This window comes from Cellulomonas palmilytica, from assembly GCF_021590045.1.
In the GTDB taxonomy this organism is placed as follows: Bacteria; Actinomycetota; Actinomycetes; order Actinomycetales; family Cellulomonadaceae; genus Cellulomonas; species Cellulomonas palmilytica.
In genome coordinates this window covers 2,891,314-2,910,260 of sequence record NZ_CP062221.1, presented here as the reverse complement: position 1 = coordinate 2,910,260, position 18,947 = coordinate 2,891,314, and the positions used below count along the sequence as shown (strand labels likewise).

Annotated in this window: 19 protein-coding genes; 6 read left to right on the top strand and 13 right to left on the bottom strand. The window is 74.6% G+C overall.

What is annotated here, in order from left to right; translation table 11 throughout:
- The 7 genes from F1D97_RS13140 to F1D97_RS13110 all read right to left on the bottom strand — a co-directional run bounded on the left by F1D97_RS13140 (position 1) and on the right by F1D97_RS13110 (position 7,293).
- Positions 1 to 651 (bottom strand): phage baseplate assembly protein V, encoded by a 651-nt coding sequence (locus F1D97_RS13140; RefSeq protein ID WP_236120931.1) that lies wholly within the window; start codon positions 649 to 651, stop codon positions 1 to 3.
- Positions 648 to 1,658 (bottom strand): hypothetical protein, encoded by a 1,011-nt coding sequence (locus tag F1D97_RS13135; protein WP_236120930.1) that lies wholly within the window; start codon positions 1,656 to 1,658, stop codon positions 648 to 650. Before F1D97_RS13135 ends, F1D97_RS13140 begins: the two co-directional genes overlap by 4 nt.
- A complete protein-coding gene (locus F1D97_RS13130; protein ID WP_236120929.1) occupies positions 1,655 to 2,353 on the bottom strand; it encodes a hypothetical protein in 699 nt (232 codons plus the stop codon). The genes F1D97_RS13135 and F1D97_RS13130 overlap by 4 nt, the downstream gene beginning before the upstream one ends.
- On the bottom strand, positions 2,350 to 3,765 hold the full coding sequence (locus tag F1D97_RS13125; RefSeq protein WP_236120928.1) for a hypothetical protein: 1,416 nt from the start codon (positions 3,763 to 3,765) through the stop codon (positions 2,350 to 2,352). Before F1D97_RS13125 ends, F1D97_RS13130 begins: the two co-directional genes overlap by 4 nt.
- Positions 3,766 to 3,777: 12 nt before the next feature.
- Positions 3,778 to 4,158: a hypothetical protein gene (locus F1D97_RS13120; RefSeq protein WP_094180266.1), complete on the bottom strand. Its 381-nt coding sequence runs from the start codon at positions 4,156 to 4,158 to the stop codon at positions 3,778 to 3,780.
- Positions 4,159 to 4,168: 10 nt separating this feature from the next.
- Positions 4,169 to 5,863 carry a hypothetical protein gene (locus tag F1D97_RS13115; protein WP_236120927.1) on the bottom strand — a complete coding sequence of 565 codons (1,695 nt, stop codon included), beginning with the start codon at positions 5,861 to 5,863 and terminating at the stop codon, positions 4,169 to 4,171.
- A gap of 188 nt (positions 5,864 to 6,051) precedes the next feature.
- A complete protein-coding gene (locus F1D97_RS13110; RefSeq protein WP_236120926.1) occupies positions 6,052 to 7,293 on the bottom strand; it encodes an AI-2E family transporter in 1,242 nt (413 codons plus the stop codon).
- 240 nt (positions 7,294 to 7,533) lie between these two features.
- Between F1D97_RS13110 and F1D97_RS13105 the strand changes: the two genes are divergently transcribed.
- Positions 7,534 to 9,036: a hypothetical protein gene (locus F1D97_RS13105; RefSeq protein ID WP_236120925.1), complete on the top strand. Its 1,503-nt coding sequence runs from the start codon at positions 7,534 to 7,536 to the stop codon at positions 9,034 to 9,036.
- Positions 9,037 to 9,051: 15 nt separating this feature from the next.
- Positions 9,052 to 9,759 carry an esterase/lipase family protein gene (locus tag F1D97_RS13100; RefSeq protein ID WP_236120924.1) on the top strand — a complete coding sequence of 236 codons (708 nt, stop codon included), beginning with the start codon at positions 9,052 to 9,054 and terminating at the stop codon, positions 9,757 to 9,759.
- Here the strand turns inward: F1D97_RS13100 and F1D97_RS13095 are convergent.
- Both F1D97_RS13095 and F1D97_RS13090 read right to left on the bottom strand, forming a co-directional pair.
- A complete protein-coding gene (locus tag F1D97_RS13095; protein WP_236120923.1) occupies positions 9,756 to 10,586 on the bottom strand; it encodes an alpha/beta fold hydrolase in 831 nt (276 codons plus the stop codon). The genes F1D97_RS13100 and F1D97_RS13095 overlap by 4 nt on opposite strands.
- Before the next feature lie 133 nt (positions 10,587 to 10,719).
- Positions 10,720 to 12,135: a cellulose binding domain-containing protein gene (locus F1D97_RS13090; protein ID WP_236120922.1), complete on the bottom strand. Its 1,416-nt coding sequence runs from the start codon at positions 12,133 to 12,135 to the stop codon at positions 10,720 to 10,722.
- A gap of 159 nt (positions 12,136 to 12,294) precedes the next feature.
- Between F1D97_RS13090 and F1D97_RS13085 the strand changes: the two genes are divergently transcribed.
- Positions 12,295 to 12,525, top strand: a complete 231-nt coding sequence (locus tag F1D97_RS13085; RefSeq protein WP_236120921.1) for an SbtR family transcriptional regulator — start codon at positions 12,295 to 12,297, stop codon at positions 12,523 to 12,525.
- 88 nt (positions 12,526 to 12,613) lie between these two features.
- On the opposite strand, the gene glnA is transcribed toward F1D97_RS13085, so the two are convergent.
- Positions 12,614 to 14,038 carry a type I glutamate--ammonia ligase gene (gene glnA / locus F1D97_RS13080; protein ID WP_236120920.1) on the bottom strand — a complete coding sequence of 475 codons (1,425 nt, stop codon included), beginning with the start codon at positions 14,036 to 14,038 and terminating at the stop codon, positions 12,614 to 12,616.
- 214 nt (positions 14,039 to 14,252) lie between these two features.
- Here glnA and F1D97_RS13075 point away from each other — a divergent pair, with 214 nt between their 5' ends.
- The gene (locus tag F1D97_RS13075) at positions 14,253 to 14,741 is read left to right on the top strand and encodes an RDD family protein (RefSeq protein ID WP_236120919.1); all 489 of its coding nucleotides are present in this window, start codon (positions 14,253 to 14,255) and stop codon (positions 14,739 to 14,741) included.
- Between the two features lie 92 nt (positions 14,742 to 14,833).
- Here the strand turns inward: F1D97_RS13075 and F1D97_RS13070 are convergent, their stop codons facing one another.
- Entirely contained in the window at positions 14,834 to 15,544 is a 711-nt protein-coding gene (locus F1D97_RS13070; RefSeq protein ID WP_236120918.1) for a DUF4191 domain-containing protein, read from the bottom strand.
- Between the two features lie 41 nt (positions 15,545 to 15,585).
- On the bottom strand, positions 15,586 to 16,587 hold the full coding sequence (gene lipA / locus F1D97_RS13065; protein ID WP_236120917.1) for a lipoyl synthase: 1,002 nt from the start codon (positions 16,585 to 16,587) through the stop codon (positions 15,586 to 15,588).
- A 152-nt stretch (positions 16,588 to 16,739) separates the two neighbouring features.
- Here lipA and F1D97_RS13060 point away from each other — a divergent pair, with 152 nt between their 5' ends.
- The gene (locus tag F1D97_RS13060; protein WP_236120916.1) at positions 16,740 to 17,231 is read left to right on the top strand and encodes a flavodoxin domain-containing protein; all 492 of its coding nucleotides are present in this window, start codon (positions 16,740 to 16,742) and stop codon (positions 17,229 to 17,231) included.
- On the opposite strand, the gene lipB is transcribed toward F1D97_RS13060, so the two are convergent.
- Positions 17,162 to 17,869: a lipoyl(octanoyl) transferase LipB gene (gene lipB / locus F1D97_RS13055; protein WP_236120915.1), complete on the bottom strand. Its 708-nt coding sequence runs from the start codon at positions 17,867 to 17,869 to the stop codon at positions 17,162 to 17,164. The two genes, F1D97_RS13060 and lipB, sit on opposite strands and share 70 nt — an antisense overlap.
- A gap of 43 nt (positions 17,870 to 17,912) precedes the next feature.
- Here lipB and F1D97_RS13050 point away from each other — a divergent pair, with 43 nt between their 5' ends.
- Positions 17,913 to 18,935, top strand: a complete 1,023-nt coding sequence (locus F1D97_RS13050; RefSeq protein ID WP_236120914.1) for a Gfo/Idh/MocA family protein — start codon at positions 17,913 to 17,915, stop codon at positions 18,933 to 18,935.
- Positions 18,936 to 18,947 lie beyond the last annotated feature (12 nt).

Below are 18,947 nucleotides of genomic sequence, written 5' to 3'. Positions count from 1 at the left end.
TCAGTTCACCTCCACGACGCCGCCGGAGACGGTGACCTTGGCCGAGCCGTCGATGACCACCTCGGGGGCCTTCAGGGTCAGCTTCGTCGACGCCTCGAGGCTCACCTCGCCGTTGCCGCCGAGCGTGAGCGTGCTGTCCTTCGCCTTGACGGTGACGCTCCCGGGGGACGCGCCGTCGACCGTGACCTCGCAGTCGCCGATCGTGAGCGTGGTCGAGTCCTTCGCGATCTCGACGTTCGTGTCCCCGACGACGAGCGTGACCTGCGGCGCGCTCGCGTCGACCTGCAGGTCGACGTCCTTGCTCCCCGGCGGGAGCTGCAGGACGACCTTCCCGTCCCCGTGCTCGGGTGGCGCCAGGTCCCGGTGGTAGAGCCGTCCGACGACGACGCCCGCGTGCGGGTCGCCGTCGGCGAACGCGACGACGACGAGGTCGTCGACGGCGGGCGTCGCGACGAACCCGAGCGCGCCGACCGCGACCGGGACGTACGGCACGACGACCGCGGTGTCGCGCAGGCGCACGCTCACGGCGTGCACGGGCGAGCCCGCGGCGGTGGTGTGCACCTCCGTCACGGTGGCGACCGAGACCCACGAGCGCGCGTCGGCCTCGTGGCGCGCGATGCGCGCGACCGCGTCGTACAGCACGTCGGTCACAGCAGACCTCCCAGTGCTCCGGCGGTCGCGCCGAGCAGGCCGTCGGACGAGCCGGCCGCGACCCCCGCGAGCGTCGTGCGGGCGATGCCCGGTGCGAGCTCGTGCCGCACCGACGTGAGCAGCCACGGGCCGGACTGCGCGGCGTCGCTCGTCTCGTCGATCCGCACCACGTCGCCCGGGCGACGCGCGGGCTGCAACCAGCACGTGGCGCGCATGCGAGCCGTCGCCGCGCCGCGCCGGCTCGCCTCGCCGCGCGCCGCGAGGTCGACGTCGGTGCGCGTGCGCAGCACCGGGTCCGGCGACCACGTGCGCGTGCCGTCGGGGTCGTCTGCTCCCGTCACCGCGTCGGTGCTCGGCACCCAGACGTCGGGGGCCTGCGCGGCGCCCGAGCCACCCGCGCCCACGGGCGCGAACTCGTGGCCGGGTGAGTGCGCGGACGTCGTGAACGACGTGAACTCCCGGTCGAGCCGCATCGCGGCCGTCGCCACGCCCACCGGCCACGCGACGACCGTCACGCGTCCCTCGGCGTCGACCGCGGCGACGGCGTCGGAGCGCTGCGCGATCGTCGCGACGTGCTCGGCCGCGGTGCGCCTCGCGTCCGCGACGTACGCCGCGGTCTGCGTGAGCGCCACGACCTGACCCGTGTCCGCCGACGCGAGGTCGGCGAGCTTGCCGACGACCTGCACGCCCGTCAGCCCGTTGTACGTCTCGGCGGGCCGGGTCGCCGCGAGCGCGGCACCCGCGTCGGTCACGACGACGACCGCGCCGTTCGTCGTGCGCTCGACGTGGTCGACGGTCCCGGTCAGGACGACCGCCGCGCCGTCCCCACCGTCGAGCTCGACGCTCGCCCGCGCGCCCGCGGCGGCCGGCACGTCGACGCCCGCGGCGATCGCGACCTCCGCGCGGTTCACGCCGGGCAGCAGCACCAGCTCGGCCGCGACCGAGCGGATCTGCACGGTGTAGCGCAGGTCGTCGAGCGTCACGGTGGCGCCGGTCGTGAGGGTCATGAGCCGAACACCTGCCCGAGCGCGTCGAGCGCCGTGCCGAGCTGCGCGCCTGCGTCCTCGATCGACCGCTGCACGTCCTGCACGGGGGCCAGGACGCCGTCGAAGTCGAACGACGCGAGCCCCGACAGCGCGGACAGCGCGTCGACGGCCGCGAGCGCGCCCTCGACCGCACCGGCGACGTCGTCCGCCAGGCCCGCGAGGTCGTCGAGCAGGTCGGTGTCGAACCCGAGGTCGCCGAGCCCGAAGTCGTCGAGCCCGCCGAAGCCCGCGAGCTGGGCGGGCGGGGGCAGCGGGGGGTCCTCGGCGAGCTCGACCAGCACGTCGACCACCCCGGGGCGCCCCGCGACCTCGCTCGCCGCGAGCCGTGTGACGACGACCTGCTGCAGCTCGAGCGCCGTGACGATGTCCGCGCTGAACGTGGTCGGCTCGCCGGACGCCGCGAGCGCCTGGAGCTTGCCGAGGTCGTCGAGCGCGCTCGGGCCGGCGAGGACCGCCGCGATCGCGACGCGGTGGCTCGGCCGCCCCGAGCGCTGCTGCGCGTGCCCCGGCAGGCCGAGCACGGGCACGTCGACGAACCCGCCGTCGAGCGCGTGGTCGACGCGCTGGGCGGCGGTGAGCGTCACGTCCCCGATGACGGGCATGGGGCGGGCGCCGGGCTCCGGGCCGGTCGCGGGCAGCGAGGTCGGGATGCTCATCGCCGCACCCCCCGCAGGTCGGCCGCGCGGTGCAGCGCGCGGGCCAGGGCGTCGGTGTCGATCGGCTGCGCCGGACCGGCCGGTCCACCGGGGGCGTCCGGCGTCCAGGCCGGCAGCGGGGGCGTCGCCTCGCGGGTCCGGGGGTCGGTGCCGGGACCGGTCGAGCCGCGCCCCCGCGTGACGAGCGACCCCGTGGCGAGGCGGCCGGGCTCCGGCACGGCCGCGGCAGGGGAGCCGACGAGCGCGCTCGTGCCGGGCGTCGGCACGCCGAGCGGCCAGGAGCCCGCGTCGGACCACGGGTCGCGCGCGGTCGCTGCGGACGGGTCGGCCGCCGGGGCGCCCCATCGGTCACGGGGGTCGGACGCGGCGGCGTCGACCGCGATCGTCCGCCCGGGCGTCGCGGGCCCGGCCGTCCCGCTGCCCGGCCCGCCGCCGCGCTGCACGGTGCGGACGGGTGCCGGCGGGAGGCCCGTCGTAGTGCTCGGGGTGCGCGGCCCGGCGTGCGCGTGACCGCGGGCGGGCGGCTCGCGGCGCGCGGACGCCACGGCGGACGGTGGGTCGGTCGCGACGGAGGCGAGGTCGCTCGCCCGGGACGCGGCCGGGTCCCCGCCGCCGCGCGCACGCCACCGGGTGTCGTCCTGGCTCGTCGGCCCTCGGCCGGCGACGAGCGTCGCGTCGCTGGTCGGCTCACGGAGGCCTGACCACGTCCCCGGGTCGGTCGGCGCGGTCGGGCCCGGTGCCCCGGGTGCATCCGCGAGGGCGGGCCGGAGGTCCGGAGGGGCGGTGGGGGCCCACCGTCCAGGGTCCGGCGGGTCGTTGGGGCCGGTCAGCACGAGCACGCGCGCGAGCTGCGCGTCCAAGGGCTCGGCGGCGCGGGCGAGGAGCGCGGCCGCGAGGTGGTCGCGCACGTCGTCGGGCGAGCGCGGTGCTCCGCGGGCGGCTGCGCCCTGGGCGCCGTCGAGCGTGATCCGGGTCCAGCCGCCGTCGTCCGTCAGTGCGTCCGCCAGCCCGTCCGCGAGGTCGTCGGCGTCCACGGCCGCGAGGTCGGCGGACGCGGCCCCGGCAGCCCGGGCGGCGAGCAGGCGCGTGCGGACCAGGGCACCGTCGTGCTCGGCCCCCGCCAGGTGCAGCGCCACCGCCTCGAGCACGGCGCGGGCGGCCTCGTCGTCCCCGCCCCCCTCGTCGTCGCCGAGACCACCAGCCGCCGTCAGGACGAGGCGTGCGAGCGTGCGCACCGCGTCGCGCCCGGCGAGCTGCGCGGCCAGCGCGACGAGGTCGTCGCGCTCACCGAGCCGCAGCCGGCGCAGGTGCGCGCCCAGCAGCGCGACCCGCCCGTCGGGCAGCAGCGCCCCCGGGAACGTCGCGTCGCCGACCCGCACCTGCCCGGCGACGAGCTGGACCGCAGCACCCATGGCTGGTCGACCTCACCGCTCCTCGCGCACGCGCGTCGCGGTGAACGCGTAGACCGTCTCGCCGTGGCCGCCCGCGCTCATCGCGAACGACTTCTCGGTGAGCAGGCACTCGTCGAAGCTCACCGTCACCGTGGTCTCGCCCTGCCGCAGCGGCGCGGTGATCTGGAAGAAGGCGTCGCCGACGAGCGCGTCCAGGTCGGGCGCCGACGACGCGACGCGGATCCGGCCCTCGACGCTGCGGCCTCCGGTGATGACGCCGATGCGCTCGGACGAGCCGATCGCGTACAGGTCGGAACGGGCGACGAGGGAGCGGTGCTCGACGGAGCGAACCCCCTCGACGGGCGTCCCGTTGACGAGGACGGAGCTCTCGTTGGCTGCGTACACGGTGGGCATGGCGCGCCTCTCAGTTCTTCACGCGGATGGTGGCGTAGACGAAGTCGATGGCGCGCACGGGGCGGACCGCGATGTCGATGCGGACGTTGCCCTGCGCGAAGTCGAGCTGCGTGGAGTACACGTCGACGAGGAACGCCGGGTCGGTCCCGTCGGTCGACGGCACGAGCTCGCCGGCGCGTTCCATGCGGGTGAACGTCGCGACGATCTGCTGACGCAGGGCCGTGCGCGCGTCGACGGTGTTGAGCTGGCCGATGAAGTTCTCCGCGATGGCCTTGACCTCGCGCACGCACGCGTCCGCGACGCGGGTCACGGAGATCTGGTCGCCGCTGGTGTCCAGGCCGCGCAGCACGATCACGCCACGGCCGGACCGCTCCGCGACGACGAGCGCGTTGTGCGTCGGGCCGAGCAGGCGGTTGAGCTCGCTGTCGGTGTAGCGGGCCGGCGGGATGCCGAACAGCGGCACCGGCTTGAACGTGGGGGAGACCGACGGGCCGGTGCGGGCGACCGCCCCGAGCACCGCACCTGCCGCGCCCGCGGGCGTGACGAGCACGAACCGGCGGTTGCGCACGCCCGCGGCGTGGTCGCGGATGCGGTCGAGGTTGCCCTGCTCGGCCGGCGTCACCGACCCGAACGCGATGCGGGGCGCGCCCGCGTCGGCCTGCGCGACGGCGTGCGCGACGAGCGCCTGGTGCACGGCCGCGACGAGCGTCTCGCCGCGCGTCGGCTCGACGGACGCGGCCACGAGGCTGATCCGCGGCTCGGTCGCGAGCAGGTCGATCGCGGCCTGGTAGTCCGCCACGGACGGCGAGGTGGCCCCCGCGAGCGGGGTCGGGGCGATCGCCACGGGCAGCCGGTCCGGCCCCGCGAGCGACGACGCCTGGCGCACGTGGACCAGCGCGCTCTCGCGCAGCACCACGGCGGGCAGGTAGTTCGCGGAGTCCGGGTTCATCGTCAGACGCGTGAACTCCTCGGCCTGGGCGCCGTCGCGGAACACCCGCACCCGGATGTTGTCCGCCGACGGCGACAGGATCTCGACCGTGAGCCCCGCGGGGTCCACCTCGGGCTCGGCCAAGAGGGTCAGCAGCGTCTGCGCGGCGCCCGAGCGCGGCACGGCGACGCCCGTCCCGTCCGCCGGGATGACGTACGTGCCCGCTGCGGGCAGCGCGTCGGCGAGCGACGGGTCGAGCGCGACGAGGTACAGCGAGCGCGTGTTGATCGTGTCGAACAGGTCCTGGTGCGAGCCGGGCTCCACGACGAGGTCGGTGAACTCCTCGACCACCTGGCCGGCGCGGAACACGCGCAGGCTCACGCGGACGGTCTCGCCCGCGGCGTTCGTGACGGTCCGCACGTCGACCGCGACCTGGTGCGCCCACGTCCCCACAGACCGTGCGCGCAGCAGCACCGCCTCGGTCGAGACGGCGTTGCGCAGCACGAGCGAGGCCGCGCCGCCGCCGCCGACGGGCGCGACGAGCACCTCGGAGGCGCCGTTGGCGAGCGCGTGCACGATCTCGGGCGCGGACGCGACGGTCCCGGGGCCGAGCAGCCCGGGGATCTCCGCGGCCCGCGAGAGGCCGACCAACGCGGCGGGGACCGGTGGTCGGTCGACGATGCCGGCGATGCCGACCACGCCCGACGAGGCGGGCAGCGGCGGCAGGACGTCGAACCGTGTCTCGACCTGCACCCCGGGTACGACGAGCGTCGCCATGGCTTCCTCCTCGCGCGACGACCACCGGCGCGGTGCACCGGCGACGGAAGCCCGCAGGCTCGGACGCCTGCGTCACAGCCCCCGGGACGGAGCGTGCGTCGCGGGGCGCCTCACGCGCGTCACGCGCGCGTCACACGAGCCGGCCGACCGCCGCGGGACCGGGGGAGGACCCGGGTGAAAACCCGTCCTCAGTCGTCCCGGCCGTCGTCGGACGCGTCGTCGTCCGTGGCCTCGGGCGGCAGCGGGGCGACGGCCGACGAGCGGCGCGTGCGCATGCGCTCCGACCACGAGCGCGGGGCGTCGGGGGCGGTCTCCGTCTCGACGTCCTCCCACCCGCGGTTGCGCCGCATCGCCTCGGCGTCCTCGTGCAGGAGCGGGTCGTCGACGATCTCGTGCCGCCGCACGTAGGTCGAGGCGACCGCCTGGATCGTCGCCATGACGGGCAGCGCGAGGAACGCGCCCATCGCCCCGAACACGGCACCGAAGCCGATGACCCCGAGGAACGACACCGCCGGGTTGAGCTGCAGGGCACGCGCCGAGATCTTCGGCGAGAACACGTAGTTCTCGAGCTGCTGGTAGGCGATGATCCACGCGAGCACGAGCAGTGCCTTCAGCGGCGAGACGGTCAGCGCGACAGCGACGGGCAGCGCGCCACCGATGTACGTACCGATCGTCGGCACGAACTGCGAGACGACGCCCGTGAACGCCGCGAGCGGCAGCGCGTACGGGAGCTGGATGACGACGAAGAACACCCACGTGAAGACGGTGGACAGCGCGGCGAGCACGACGCGCGAGTTGATGAAGTCGGCGACCTTCTCCTGCGAGACCTCCCAGACGCGCAGCACCTCGCGCTGGCGACCCGGCTCGAGGTACGCGAGCACCGCGGCGCGGAACCGCGGTCCGGCGCTCGCCATGTAGTACGTGACGAGCAGGATCGACGACGCGTTGAAGATCCCTCCCAGGAGGGACGCGCCCGCGCCGATGAGGCCGGGCGCGAGGTCCTGCCAGTGGTTCCCGATCGTGTCCAGCGCCTCGTCGGCGGTCGGGATCTGCGCGCCGAACCGGTCGTCGAGCCACTCCGCGAGGTTCTCGTAGTACTCGGGCAGGTGCTTGACGAAGTCCACGACCTGCTGCACGAACAGGCTGCCGAACAGGGCGATCACGACAGTGATCAGCACACCCGCGGTGAGCATCACGAGACCCGTGGCGCGCGTGCGGCGGATCCCGCGGCGGACGAGCCAGCGGATCGGCGGCTCCATCGCGAGCGCGATGAACCACGCCCACGCGATGATCGTGATGACGTTCGTCAGCAGCCCCAGCGAGCGCCACACGAGCACGGCGGCGAACACGGCGAGCACGCACATGAGCAGCGCTCGCGGCAGCCAGGCGGGGGGCCGGCGGGCGTCGAACGCGGTACGGGGCTTCGGCATCGGTCCTCGTCACGTCGGGGCGTCGCGGTGCGTGTCGCGACGACGGTACCGGGACCGCGACCTGCGCGGGCGGAACCCGGCCATGCCGTTCGACCCCGTCCGCCCGCTTGTCCGTTCGTCCCCGCGCGCGACGTCGTGCTCGCTCGGCGCATCGCCCACGGCGGGTGGTGCGGCCGCGGGACCGGTGCTGCGATGGTCGTCGAGGCTGCGGCCTCACCCGACCCTCGACGGAGGTGCGTCATGGCGGACGACGAGTCGACCCCGCGGACGGCCAAGGGGTCACGGCCCCGCCGCCCCGATCCCGGTGCGCACCCCGTCGAGCACGTGACGGAGCCCGTGCCCGTCGGTGGTGCCGGGGACGACGAGCTGCGCGTGCGGCTCGCGGCGCTCGAGGCCGAGAACGCCCGGCTGCGTGAGCGGCTGAGCGCGGCGCCCGCGGCCGTGGCGCCACCCACCGCAGCCGTGCCGGTCGCGCGCGAGCGGCGGCACGTCGGTCGGTCGGCGCTCGCCGTCGCGCTCGTCGTCGCCGGAGCGCTGCTCGCGCCCGTCGCGGTCGTCGCGTCCTGGGCGAGCAACCTCGTCGAGGACACCGACCGGTGGGTCGCGACGGTCGGCCCGCTCGCCGACGACCCCGGCGTGCAGCAGGCGGTCACCAACCGGATCACGAACGCGATCGTCGAGGCCGTGGGAGTCGACGAGCTCGCGGCGGACGCGACGTCCGCGCTCGCCGGGCTCGGCCTGCCGCCACGTGTCTCCACGCTCGTCGAGTCGTTGCAGGGGCCGCTCGCCACCGCCGCGACGGACCTCGTGCGGCGCGGCGTCGAGAACGTCGTGACGTCGGACGCGTTCGCCACCGCCTGGACCGAGGCGAACAGGACCGCGCACGAGCAGCTCGTCGCGTCGCTGCAGGGCGACCCCGACGCGATCGCGAGCATCGGCGCGGACGGCACGCTCAGCGTCGAGCTCACGACAGTCATCGAGGCCGTCAAGCAGCTTCTCATCGACCGGGGCCTCACGATCCTCGAGCGGGTCCCCGAGATCAACGCGTCGTTCCCGCTCATGCAGAGCGCGGACCTCGTGCGCCTGCAGAACGCGTACCGCGCGCTGCACGCGCTCGGCACGTGGCTGCCGTGGGTGTCGGTGCTGCTGCTCGCGGGCGGCGTGGTCGCCGCGCAGCACCGGGCGCGCACGCTCGTCGTCGCGGGGCTCTCGCTCGCGGGCGCGATGCTGCTGCTCGGGATCGGCATCGCGGTCGGGCGGTCGCTGTATGTCGAGTCGCTGCCGGACGCCGTGCAGCGACCGGACGTCGCGGTCGTGGTGTACGACCAGGTGGTCTGGTTCCTGCGGGTCGCGCTGCGCGCGGTCGCCGTGCTGGGGCTCGTCGTGGCGGTCGTCGCGTTCGTCGCGGGCGGGTCGTCGGCGGCGCGGGCGCTGCGCGCGTCGTGGCGGCGCGGTGCGGCGTGGCTGCGCGGGCTCGGTGACCGGCACGGCGTCTCGACCGGACCCGTGGGCCGCTGGCTCGACGAGCAGCGGGTGTTCGTGCGCATCGTGGTCGCATCGGTCGCGGGCCTGGTGATCGTGCTCGCCGACCGGATCACGCCCGCACTCGTCGGCTGGACCGCGCTCGTCGCGGTGCTCGTCCTGCTCGTGACGTCGCTGCTCGCGCGACCGGCGAGCGTCGAACCAGCCGGGGCGTCGGCACCCGCGCCACCCGCAGGGCCGCCGACCGCCCCGGCGCTCTGAGGTACCGGCGGCGGCATGGTGCGCCCGGCGGCGTGGGTCCGCGGCGCGCACCCCGTGTGGCGCGCGCGCGACTACGCGTCGGCGACGGGCTGGATCCTCGCGGGTGCGGTGCGTCCCGGTGGCGCCGACGACCTCGTCGCCCCACCCGTGCGGGGACGGCCGGTCGTGCTCGTGCCCGGGGTGTACGAGGCGTGGCACTTCCTGCGCCCGCTCGCCCGGCGGCTGCACGCGCGCGGCCTCGCGGTGCACGCCGTCCCGGGGCTGGGCCGCAACCACCGCCCGGTGGGCCAGTCGGCCGAGATCCTGCGCGCGGCGATCGCGGCGCTCGGGCTGCGCGACGTCGTCCTGCTCGCGCACAGCAAGGGCGGCCTGATCGGCAAGCGGGCGATGATCGAGGACCTCGCGTCGGGCGCCCCACGCATCGGGTCGATGATCACCGTCAACACCCCGTTCGCCGGCTCGCGGTACGCGCGCTGGGTGCCGTTGCCCGCGGTGCGTGCCCTCGTGCCCGGCGACGCCGCGATCCGTGCGCTCGTGCTCGACCGTACGGTCGACGCCCGGATCGTCGCGGTGCGCAGCGTGTGGGACCCGCACGTGCCCGACGCCGCGGCGCCCGAGGGTCTCCCGGACGTCACGCTGCCCACGCCCGGCCACTTCCGTGCGCTCGCGGACCCGGCCCTGGAGGACCTCGTCGTCACGCACGTCCTGTCGGGCGGCCGCTAGCGCCGCCCGATCTGCAGCACCCGCGTCAGCCCCGGCTCGTCGGGGTCGTCGCGGATCTCGACGCCGTCGAGCCAGGAGCGCACGACGTGCGCGAGCTCGCCCGGGTGGCTGAAGTTCACGGCGTGCGCCGCGCCCTCGACGAGCACCACCGTGACGTGCGGGGGAGCGAGCCGCGCGATCTCCCGGACCCGCGCCGGCCGCGGCATGAGCGGGTCGCGGCTGCCGAGCACCGCGAGCGCCGGCACCGGGGTACGCAGCAGCCGCTCGAGCGACGGGAACCGCGTCAGCTCGCTGAACAGGTGCAACGCGTTGAGCGGCCCGAACCGCACGTAGTCCGGGATCGCGATGGGTGCCATGCGCGGGCTCTCCCGCAGCACGTCCCGGGCGAGCTGGCGCAGCGCGCGCCCGAACGGCTGGTTCTGCACGCCGCCGGCGGGGGAGACCAGCACCGTGCGGTCCACCCGGTCGGGTGCCTGGTGCGCGAGCTCGAGGCTCACCGGGCAGCCCATCGAGTTGCCGAGCAGCACCACGCGCTCGAGCTCGAGGGCGTCGAGGACCCGCAGCAGCGCGTCCGCGAGCGCCGGGATGCCGAGCGTGGGTCCCCACCGCTCGCTCCCGCCGTACCCGGGCAGGTCGGGGACCACCTGCGTGCCGTGGGCGGCGAGCCGTCGCGCGGTCGGCATGAGCGAGGCGCCCGAGATCGCGAAGCCGTGCACGTGGACCACCGGGAGCCGGCCGAGGTGGGTGTCCTCGCTGCACCGCACCAGCACCCGGTGCTCGCCGACGAGCACCCGGCGTTCCCGCCATCCCTCGTCGGGCGCCTCCATGCCCCGAGAGTGGCAGAGGCGGGGGCCGTCGGCCACAGGTCGGAACCGGCTCGACGCGCCCGGCCGTGGCGCGGACGACAGGACCGGCGGGCGCGGGTCCTGCCCGTGCCCGCCGGTCCGTGTCAGGCGGTCGTCACGCCGCGGAGCAGCTCACGGTCGCGCCCGCGCCCGAGCCGGTGCCCTGGAACCCGAACGTCGTGCTCTGCCTCGGGTCCAGACGCCCGTTCCACGGGGCGTTCGCCACGGTGATGGTCGATCCCGTGCCGCTGGGCGTCCCGCTCCACACGTTCGTCGCGGAGCCGGACGGCAGCGAGACGGTGACCCGCCAGCCGGTGAGCGGCACGGTGTCGGCGGTGACCCGCACGTCGGCGACGAATCCGCCGGGCCAGCTGCTGGTGACGGTGTAGGTCGCGGTGCACAGCTCTCGCGGCCCCTGGGTCGTCGGGTAGTCGCTGGGCTCCTGCGTGGGCTCGTCGGTCGGCTCGTCCGTGGGCTCGTCGGTCGGCTCGTCGGTCGGCTCGTCGGTCGGCTCGTCCGTCGGCCCGGGACCCGGGTCGACGTCGGCCCAGGCGTCCTTGAGGAACGCGGCGATCGTGTCCCAGCTCGGGTTCGGCGTGCCCTGCGTGACCGTCTCCCGGCACCCGTCGGTCGTGCGGACGGTCTGCTGGCCGAAGCGCGACGAGCTCGTGACGTCGGCGTGGCTGTGGCCCGCGCCGGGGACGGAGAAGAACTGCGTGTCGACGCACGCGGCCTTGAGTGCGTCGTAGAGGATCTCGGTCTGCGCGTGCGGCACGACGTTGTCCGCTCGGCCGTGCAGCAGGAGCATCGGCGGGTCGTTCGCGTCGACGTACCTGATCGGGTCGGCCTGGCGCGCCTTGTCGGGGCACGAGGGGATCGCGCAGCCGAGCAGCTGGGCCTCGGGTGCATCGGGGCTGTTGTGGTCGATCCAGCCGCCCTGGTCCTGCTGCGCGAGGCGGATGAAGTCGGTGGGTCCGAAGAAGTCGACGCCGGCCTGCACCGCGCTGGAGACGCCGGTCGTGCCGAGGTTCCCCTCGAGCGAGGCGACGCCGCCGGTGAGGGCGCCCATCGCGGCGACCCACCCGCCCGAGGAGTCGCCCATCGTGGCGAACTTGCCGGGGTCGAGCCGGTACTGCGCGGCATTGGCGCGCAGGTACCGGATCGCGGCCTTGACGTCGTGGACCTGGGCGGGGAACTTCGCCTGCGAGCTGGACCGGACGCTGACGCCGGCCACCGCGATGCCGCGCGGGTTGAGCTGCTGCGCGATCGCGTTGGCCCCGGCCTTGCCGTCGTCGGACGTCCAGGCGGACCCGGTGGACCACACGACGAGCGGCCACGGCCCGGCGCCGTCGGGGACGTAGAGGTCGAGCAGGTGCCCGCGGCTGCCGGCCGGGTCGGCCGGCGCGTACGCCACGTTCGGTGTGGTCGTGACGGCGTCAGCGGCCGTGCTGGTCGCCGCCACCGCCCCGACGGCGACGAGTGCGACGAGCGCTGCTCGCGCTGTGGTCGCTCTGAACTGCGCGCTCCACATGGCTGTGTCTCCCCTCGAGCGTGGTGTGAACGATCACACCTTCGTCACGCGTCGACGAGGGTCGCCAGGCCACGAATCCTTTCGGCAGGATTCCCGCACCTTTCGGTTCGGGGATCCTGCGTTCAGGCGGCGACGACCTGCTCCTCCCGCGCCGCTGCCGTGCGCAGGCGCCGCGACCCGACCGCCGCCCAGGACGAAGCGCTCGCCGCGGTCGACCGCGTGCTGACGGTGGCCCGCGGGGCCGGACTCGTCCGGCCCGACCTGGCCCCGCTCGAGCTCGTCCTGGCCGTCGGTCTCGTGACCCGCCCACTGCCCGAGCCGGTCACCCGCGAGGTCCCCGACCTGGTCCCGCGCCTCGTCGACATCCCGCTCGCCGGCATGCGCCCCTGACGCGGTAGGGGGCTGACGGCCGGGAACGCCACGAGGGGCGCCCCGCGAACGGGACGCCCCTCGTGCCGAACTGATCGGGAGCAGCCGATCAGACGTCGTAGTAGAGCTCGAACTCGTGCGGGTGCGGACGCAGCCGGATCGGGTCGACCTCTGCCGAGCGCTTGTAGTCGATCCAGGTCTGGATCAGGTCGGGCGTGAACACGTTGCCCGCCGTCAGCCAGTCGTGGTCGGCCTCGAGGTTGTCGAGGACCTCGGACAGCGAGCCCGGGACCTGCTGGATCTGCGCGTGCTCCTCGGGCGGCAGCTCGTACAGGTCCTTGTCGACCGGCTCCGGCGGCTCGATGCGGTTCTGGATGCCGTCGATGCCGGCCATGAGCATGGCCGCGAACGCCAGGTAGGGGTTCGACGACGGGTCCGGCACGCGGAACTCGATGCGCTTGGCCTTCGGGTTCGAACCGGTGACCGGGATGCGGATGCACGCGGAGCGGTTGCGGGCCGAGTAGACCAGGTTGACCGGCGCCTCGAAGCCCGGGACCAGGCGGTGGTAGGAGTTCACCGTCGGGTTCGTGAACGCGAGCAGCGCGGGCGCGTGCTTGAGCAGACCGCCGATGTACCAGCGGGCGAGGTCGGACAGGCCGCCGTAGCCCTTCTCGTCGAAGAACAGCGGCTCGCCGTCCTTCCACAGCGACTGGTGCACGTGCATGCCCGAGCCGTTGTCGCCGAAGAGGGGCTTCGGCATGAACGTCGCGGTCTTGCCCGCGGCGTGGGCCACGTTCTTCACGACGTACTTGAAGAGCTGGACCTTGTCGGCCGACTTCGCGAGCTCGTCGAAGCGGTAGTTGATCTCCGCCTGGCCGGCGGTGCCGACCTCGTGGTGCGCGCGCTCGACGCCCAGGCCGAGGGCGTCCAGCTGCAGCGAGATCTGGTCGCGCAGGTCGGCGAAGTGGTCGACCGGCGGGACCGGGAAGTACCCGCCCTTGTACGGCGTCTTGTGGCCGAGGTTGCCACCCTCCTCGACGCGGCCCGTGTTCCAGGCGGCCTCGATGGAGTCGATGTAGTAGTACGACGCGTTCTGCTTCGTCTCGAAGCGGATGTCGTCGAAGATGTAGAACTCGGCCTCGGGGGCGAAGAACGCCGTGTCCGCGATGCCGGTCGACTTCAGGTACGCCTCGGCCTTCGCGGCGACCTGACGCGGGTCGCGGCTGTAGGGCTCGTCGGTGTACGGGTCCACGATGTGGAAGTTGATGTTGAGCGTCTTCTCCGTGCGGAACGGGTCGACGTACGCCGTGCTGATGTCCGGCACGAGCTTCATGTCCGACTCGTGGATCGCCTGGAAGCCGCGGATCGAGGAACCGTCGAACATCTGGCCGTCGGTGAAGAAGTCGAGGTCCAGCGACTGGGCCGGGACGTTGAAGTGCTGCATGACGCCGGGCAGGTCGCAGAACCGCACGTCGACGAACTTGACGTCCTCGCTCTTGATGAACGCCAGGACTTCCTCTGGCTTGCTGAACATCCGCTGCTCCTCGGTTGGTGGTGCCCCCATCGGGCTGTGCCGAAACTAGGGCGGGGGGATTTCTCGGGTGTGTGTCCTTTGTTTCCGCGAGGTTACGCGGGTGGCCCGCGTGTAACGATCGTGCGAAACGGTCGGGTCGGACGGCCGGGACGCGGGGCCGCGGCGCCCGGTGGCCGGGACGGGGCAGGCGCCTTCGCGCACGTAGGCTTGGGCGGTGACGACGAGGCAGAACGTGGGGTCGTGGCTCGAGGGCGGGCCGTCGGGCGAGGGCGACCGGGGCGCCGGTCTCGGGCTGGCGCCGCGCGGGTCGGGCTCGGCCGCACCGCTCGGGCGACGCGCGGTCGCGCTCGTCCTCGACTGGGTCCTGTGCCTGCTGATCGCGTCGGCGTTCTTCTCGTCCGGCGACGGCCCGTTCTGGGAGCGCGCGGACGGGATGGTGACGCTCGCGGTGTTCGCGGTCGAGAACCTGCTGCTCGTCGGCACGCTCGGCTTCACCGTGGGGCACCGCGTGCTCGGGCTGCGCGTGCGCCGCGCGGGCATGACGCCCGACGGTCCGCTGCCCGACGACGGCCGCGCGCCCGGGCTGGGCCGCGCGGCGCTGCGCACCGTGCTGCTGTGCCTCGTGATCCCCGCGGTCGTGTGGGACTCCGACGGGCGCGGGCTGCACGACCGGTCCGCCGGCACCGCGATCGTCCGCCGCTGAGCCGACCGGCACGGACCGGCGGGACGAGGCGGTCGGCCCCGGACACGACGAAGGCCCCGTCGAGGACGGGGCCTTCGTGACGTCTCAGGCCGTCAGCGGCCGCGCATGCCCTTGCGGTCCGGACGCATGCGCAGGGGGTCGATGCCCTTCGGGACGGGCAGCCGCGCGCCGCCGAGCGCCTGCAGGCGCTTGGTCACCTCGGCGACCTCGGGCTTCGTCAGCTTCGGCTTGAGCTTGCGGACCGCGACGGGGAGCTTGCGCAGCGGCACCTGGCCCTCGCCGCGGCCCGAGACGATCACGGTCACCGGGACGCTCGGCAGCACGCGCGAGGTGCGCTTGCGCTCCGCCTCGAGCAGGCGGGCGACGTTGCCGGTGCCCTCGCCGACGAGCACGACGCCCGGGCGGCCGACACCGCGGAACACCATGTCCTGCGAGCGGGGGTCGATCGCGACGGGCTCCTCGACGAACGTCCAGCCGCGGCGCAGCGTGCGCAGCGCCGCGAGCGCGGCACCGGGCTGACCCTCGATCCGGGAGTACGCGGCGGCCTCGGCGCGGCGCGCGAGCAGGAACATCGCGGCGAGCAGCGCGAACGGCAGCGACAGCAGGATGAAGTAGACGACCGAGTCGAGCAGGAGCCCGACGATCACACCGATCCCGAGGACGACGACGAACGCCCCGACGATGACCCAGGTGACGGCGGGGTCGGTCTCCCGCGTCATCTGGTACGCCTGCCACAGCTGGTGGTACCAGCGGACCTTCTTGGTCTTGGGCGCGTTCGAGGAGGCGGACTTGTCTCGGGCCATGCGGGCGAGTCTACCGAGCCGGGAGACCCCTCCCGCGCGCGTCAGCGGGCGAGCAGGCTCGCGGCCTCCTGGCGCGCGGTCGTCGGCTCCCCGAGGTGCGCGAGCGCCTCGGGGATGGGCAGCCCGCGGCGCCGCATCGCCTGGCCCCACAGGCGCCCGGCACGGTACGACGAGCGCACGAGCGGACCCGACATGACGCCGAGGAAGCCGAGCTCCTCGGCGACCTTCGACAGCTCGACGAACTCCTCGGGCCGCACCCAGCGCTCCACGGGGTGGTGCCGCACGGACGGGCGCAGGTACTGCGTGATGGTGATGAGGTCGCACCCGGCCTCGTGCAGCGCGCCCAGCGCGTCGACGACCTCGTCGTACGTCTCGCCCATGCCGAGGATGAGGTTGGACTTGGTGACGAGCCCCGCCTCGCGTGCCCGCGTGATCACGGACAGCGACCGCTCGTAGCGGAACGCCGGGCGGATCTGCTTGAAGATCCGCGGCACCGTCTCGAGGTTGTGCGCGAGGACCTCGGGGCGCGACTCGTTGACCTCGTCGAGCAGCTCGGGGACGGCGTTGAAGTCGGGGATGAGCAGCTCGACGCCGGTGCCGGGGTTGAGGGCGTGGATCTGCCGGACGGTCTCCGCGTACAGCCACGCGCCGCCGTCGGGCAGGTCGTCGCGCGCGACGCCCGTGACCGTCGAGTACTTGAGCCCCATCGCCTGGACGGACTCGGCGACGCGCCGCGGCTCGTCGGCGTCGAAGTCCGCGGGCTTGCCCGTGTCGATCTGGCAGAAGTCGCAGCGCCGCGTGCACTGGTCGCCACCGATGAGGAACGTGGCTTCGCGGTCCTCCCAGCACTCGAAGATGTTGGGACAGCCCGCCTCCTCGCACACCGTGTGCAGGCCTTCGCGCTTCACGAGGCCCTTGAGCTCGGAGTACTCCGGGCCCATGGTCGCGCGCGTGCGGATCCACTCGGGCTTCTTCTCGATGGGCGTGGCGGCGTTGCGGGCCTCGACGCGCAGCATCCGGCGCCCTTCGGGTGCGATCGTCACGCGAGCCACACTAGCCGCCGCGGCGACGCCTGCACCCGTACACCGCAGAGGCGGGCGTCACACTCGTCGGGACCCAGGTCCCGTGACCTGCGGGCGGGCGACGGCGACGCTGGACGTGGAGGCGACGAGGCCCCGAGGGAGGGAGACCCGCGATGAGAGTCCTGGTGACGGTCGCGTCCCGGCACGGCGCGACGAAGGAGATGGGCGACGTGGTCGCCGAGGTGCTCCGCGAGGCAGGGCACCTCGTGGACGTCGTGGAGCCCGACGACGTCGAACGGGTCATGCCGTACGACGCGGTGGTCCTGGGCTCGGCGGTGTACGTGGGGCGCCTCGCGGCGTCGCTGCGCGATCTCGTCCTGCGGCAGGGCGCGCACCTGCGGCTGCGTCCCGTCTGGCTGTTCTGGTCGGGTCCCGTCGGGGCGAACCCGACGACGAGCGAGCCCGACGACGTGCAGGCCATGGTCGAGGCGACCGGGGCGCGCGAGGCGCGGTGCTTCGTCGGCGCGCTCGACAAGGCGTCGCTGTCGCTGTCCGAGCGCGCGCTCGTCGCGCTCGTGCGGGCACAGGACGGCGACTACCGCGACCTCGACGAGGTGCGCGCGTGGGCCGTGGGGGTCGCGGCGGAGCTGCAGTCCGCGGCCTGAGCCCGCACCGGCGCGAGCGCGTCGCTCAGGTGGCGCCGCACGGACGGCAGCACCTCGGCGATCGTGACGCGCCGGCCGCACTCGACGCTCAGCGACGTCACGTCGGCGTCGGGGATGCCGCACGGCACGATGCGGTCGAACGCGTGCAGGTCCGGCTCGCAGTTGAGCGCGAAGCCGTGCATCGTCACGCCACGTGAGACGCGCACGCCGAGCTGCGCGACCTTGCGCTGCAGCCCGCCCGGACGTGCCTCGAACCACACGCCGCTGCGTCCGTCGACGCGCACCGCGCCGAGGCCGAGGTCGGCGCACGTGCGGATGAGCGCCTCCTCGAGCGCACGCACGTACCGCACGACGTCCACGGGCTCGCGCAGGCGCACGATCGGGTAGCCGACGAGCTGGCCCGGGCCGTGCCACGTGATGCGACCGCCGCGGTCGACGTCGACGACGGGTGTGCCGTCGACGGGCCGGTCCCAGCGCGCCGTGCGCCGCCCTGCGGTGTACACGTCCTCGTGCTCGCACAGCAGCACGGTGTCCTCGCGTGCGCCGTCGGCGACCTGGGCGTGCACCTGTCGCTGCAGGTCCCACGTCGGGACGTAGGGGACCAGCCGGTCGCCCAGGTCGAGCTCCTCGAACCGCATGCCACCCACCCTAGGTGCTGCTCGCACGCCTAGGGTGAGGCGCATGGGGACGCTACGGGTCGCTCTGGTCGGGTACGGCGGTGCGGGACGCGGGATCCACGCGCGCCTCGTGCGGGCCGCGGGGCAGCAGGTCGTGGCGGTCGTCACCCGCAGCCGTGCCGCGCAGGTCGAGGCGGACTGGCCGGGCGCGCGCGTCGTGCCGGACGTCGACTCGCTCGTCGCGGACCTGGCCGGCGTGGACCTCGTCGTCGTCGCGAGCCCGACGGGCGACCACGTGGCGCACGTCGCGGCGGCGCTCGACGCGGGTGCGCACGTCCTCGCCGACAAGCCGCTCGCGACGACCGCGCAGGACGCCGCGGACCTCGTCGCGCGGGGCGGCGACCGGCTCACCGTGTTCCAGAACCGCCGCTGGGACCCCGAGCAGCTCGCGCTCGTCGGGCTGCTGGGACGCGGCGAGCTCGGCGAGGTGCACCGGTTCGAGCGGCGGTGGGAGAGGTTCCGGCCGCAGCCGCAGGACCGCTGGAAGGAGAACGACGTCGAGGCCGGCGGGCTGCTGCTCGACCTCGGCGCGCACCTCGTGGACTCCGCGGTGCAGCTGTTCGGTCCCGTGCAGGAGGTCTACGCCGAGCTCGCGGCGCGCAGCACGCCCGCGGTCGACGACGTGTTCCTCGCCCTGCGGCACGAGTCCGGTGTGCTCAGCCACCTGCAGGCGGGCGGGCTCGTCGGGGCACCGGGCCCGCGCACGCGCGTGCTCGGCTCGTCGGGCGCGTACCTCGTCACGAGCTTCGAGGGGGAGCCCACACCGTTCGGCGTGCTCGACGACGCGTACGAGGAGGGCCGGCGGCCGGGCGAGCCCGTGCACGAGGGCTGGCTCGTGCGGGGCGCGCAGCGCACGCCCGTGCCCGCGCCGAGCGGCGGGCACCACGAGATCTACCCGGCGCTCGCCGCGTGGGTCCGGGGTGACGCCCCCGCTCCGGTCGACCCCGCGGACACCGTGGCGACGGCCCGCGTGCTGGACGCCGCGCTCGCGTCCGCGCAGCGCCACGCGGTGGTCCCGCTCGGCTGACGGACCCGGTGG

Excerpts from the sequence above, each read along its gene's own strand:
- F1D97_RS13135 (WP_236120930.1), bottom strand. The coding sequence starts at position 1,658 with ATGACCCTCACGACCGGCGCCACCGTGACGCTCGACGACCTGCGCTAC.
- F1D97_RS13130 (WP_236120929.1), bottom strand. The coding sequence starts at position 2,353 with ATGAGCATCCCGACCTCGCTGCCCGCGACCGGCCCGGAGCCCGGCGCC.
- F1D97_RS13125 (WP_236120928.1), bottom strand. The coding sequence starts at position 3,765 with ATGGGTGCTGCGGTCCAGCTCGTCGCCGGGCAGGTGCGGGTCGGCGAC.
- F1D97_RS13120 (WP_094180266.1), bottom strand. The coding sequence starts at position 4,158 with ATGCCCACCGTGTACGCAGCCAACGAGAGCTCCGTCCTCGTCAACGGG.
- F1D97_RS13115 (WP_236120927.1), bottom strand. The coding sequence starts at position 5,863 with ATGGCGACGCTCGTCGTACCCGGGGTGCAGGTCGAGACACGGTTCGAC.
- F1D97_RS13110 (WP_236120926.1), bottom strand. The coding sequence starts at position 7,293 with ATGCCGAAGCCCCGTACCGCGTTCGACGCCCGCCGGCCCCCCGCCTGG.
- F1D97_RS13105 (WP_236120925.1), top strand. The coding sequence starts at position 7,534 with ATGGCGGACGACGAGTCGACCCCGCGGACGGCCAAGGGGTCACGGCCC.
- F1D97_RS13100 (WP_236120924.1), top strand. The coding sequence starts at position 9,052 with ATGGTGCGCCCGGCGGCGTGGGTCCGCGGCGCGCACCCCGTGTGGCGC.
- F1D97_RS13095 (WP_236120923.1), bottom strand. The coding sequence starts at position 10,586 with ATGGAGGCGCCCGACGAGGGATGGCGGGAACGCCGGGTGCTCGTCGGC.
- F1D97_RS13090 (WP_236120922.1), bottom strand. The coding sequence starts at position 12,135 with ATGTGGAGCGCGCAGTTCAGAGCGACCACAGCGCGAGCAGCGCTCGTC.
- glnA (WP_236120920.1), bottom strand. The coding sequence starts at position 14,038 with ATGTTCAGCAAGCCAGAGGAAGTCCTGGCGTTCATCAAGAGCGAGGAC.
- F1D97_RS13070 (WP_236120918.1), bottom strand. The coding sequence starts at position 15,544 with ATGGCCCGAGACAAGTCCGCCTCCTCGAACGCGCCCAAGACCAAGAAG.
- F1D97_RS13060 (WP_236120916.1), top strand. The coding sequence starts at position 16,740 with ATGAGAGTCCTGGTGACGGTCGCGTCCCGGCACGGCGCGACGAAGGAG.
- lipB (WP_236120915.1), bottom strand. The coding sequence starts at position 17,869 with ATGCGGTTCGAGGAGCTCGACCTGGGCGACCGGCTGGTCCCCTACGTC.
- F1D97_RS13050 (WP_236120914.1), top strand. The coding sequence starts at position 17,913 with ATGGGGACGCTACGGGTCGCTCTGGTCGGGTACGGCGGTGCGGGACGC.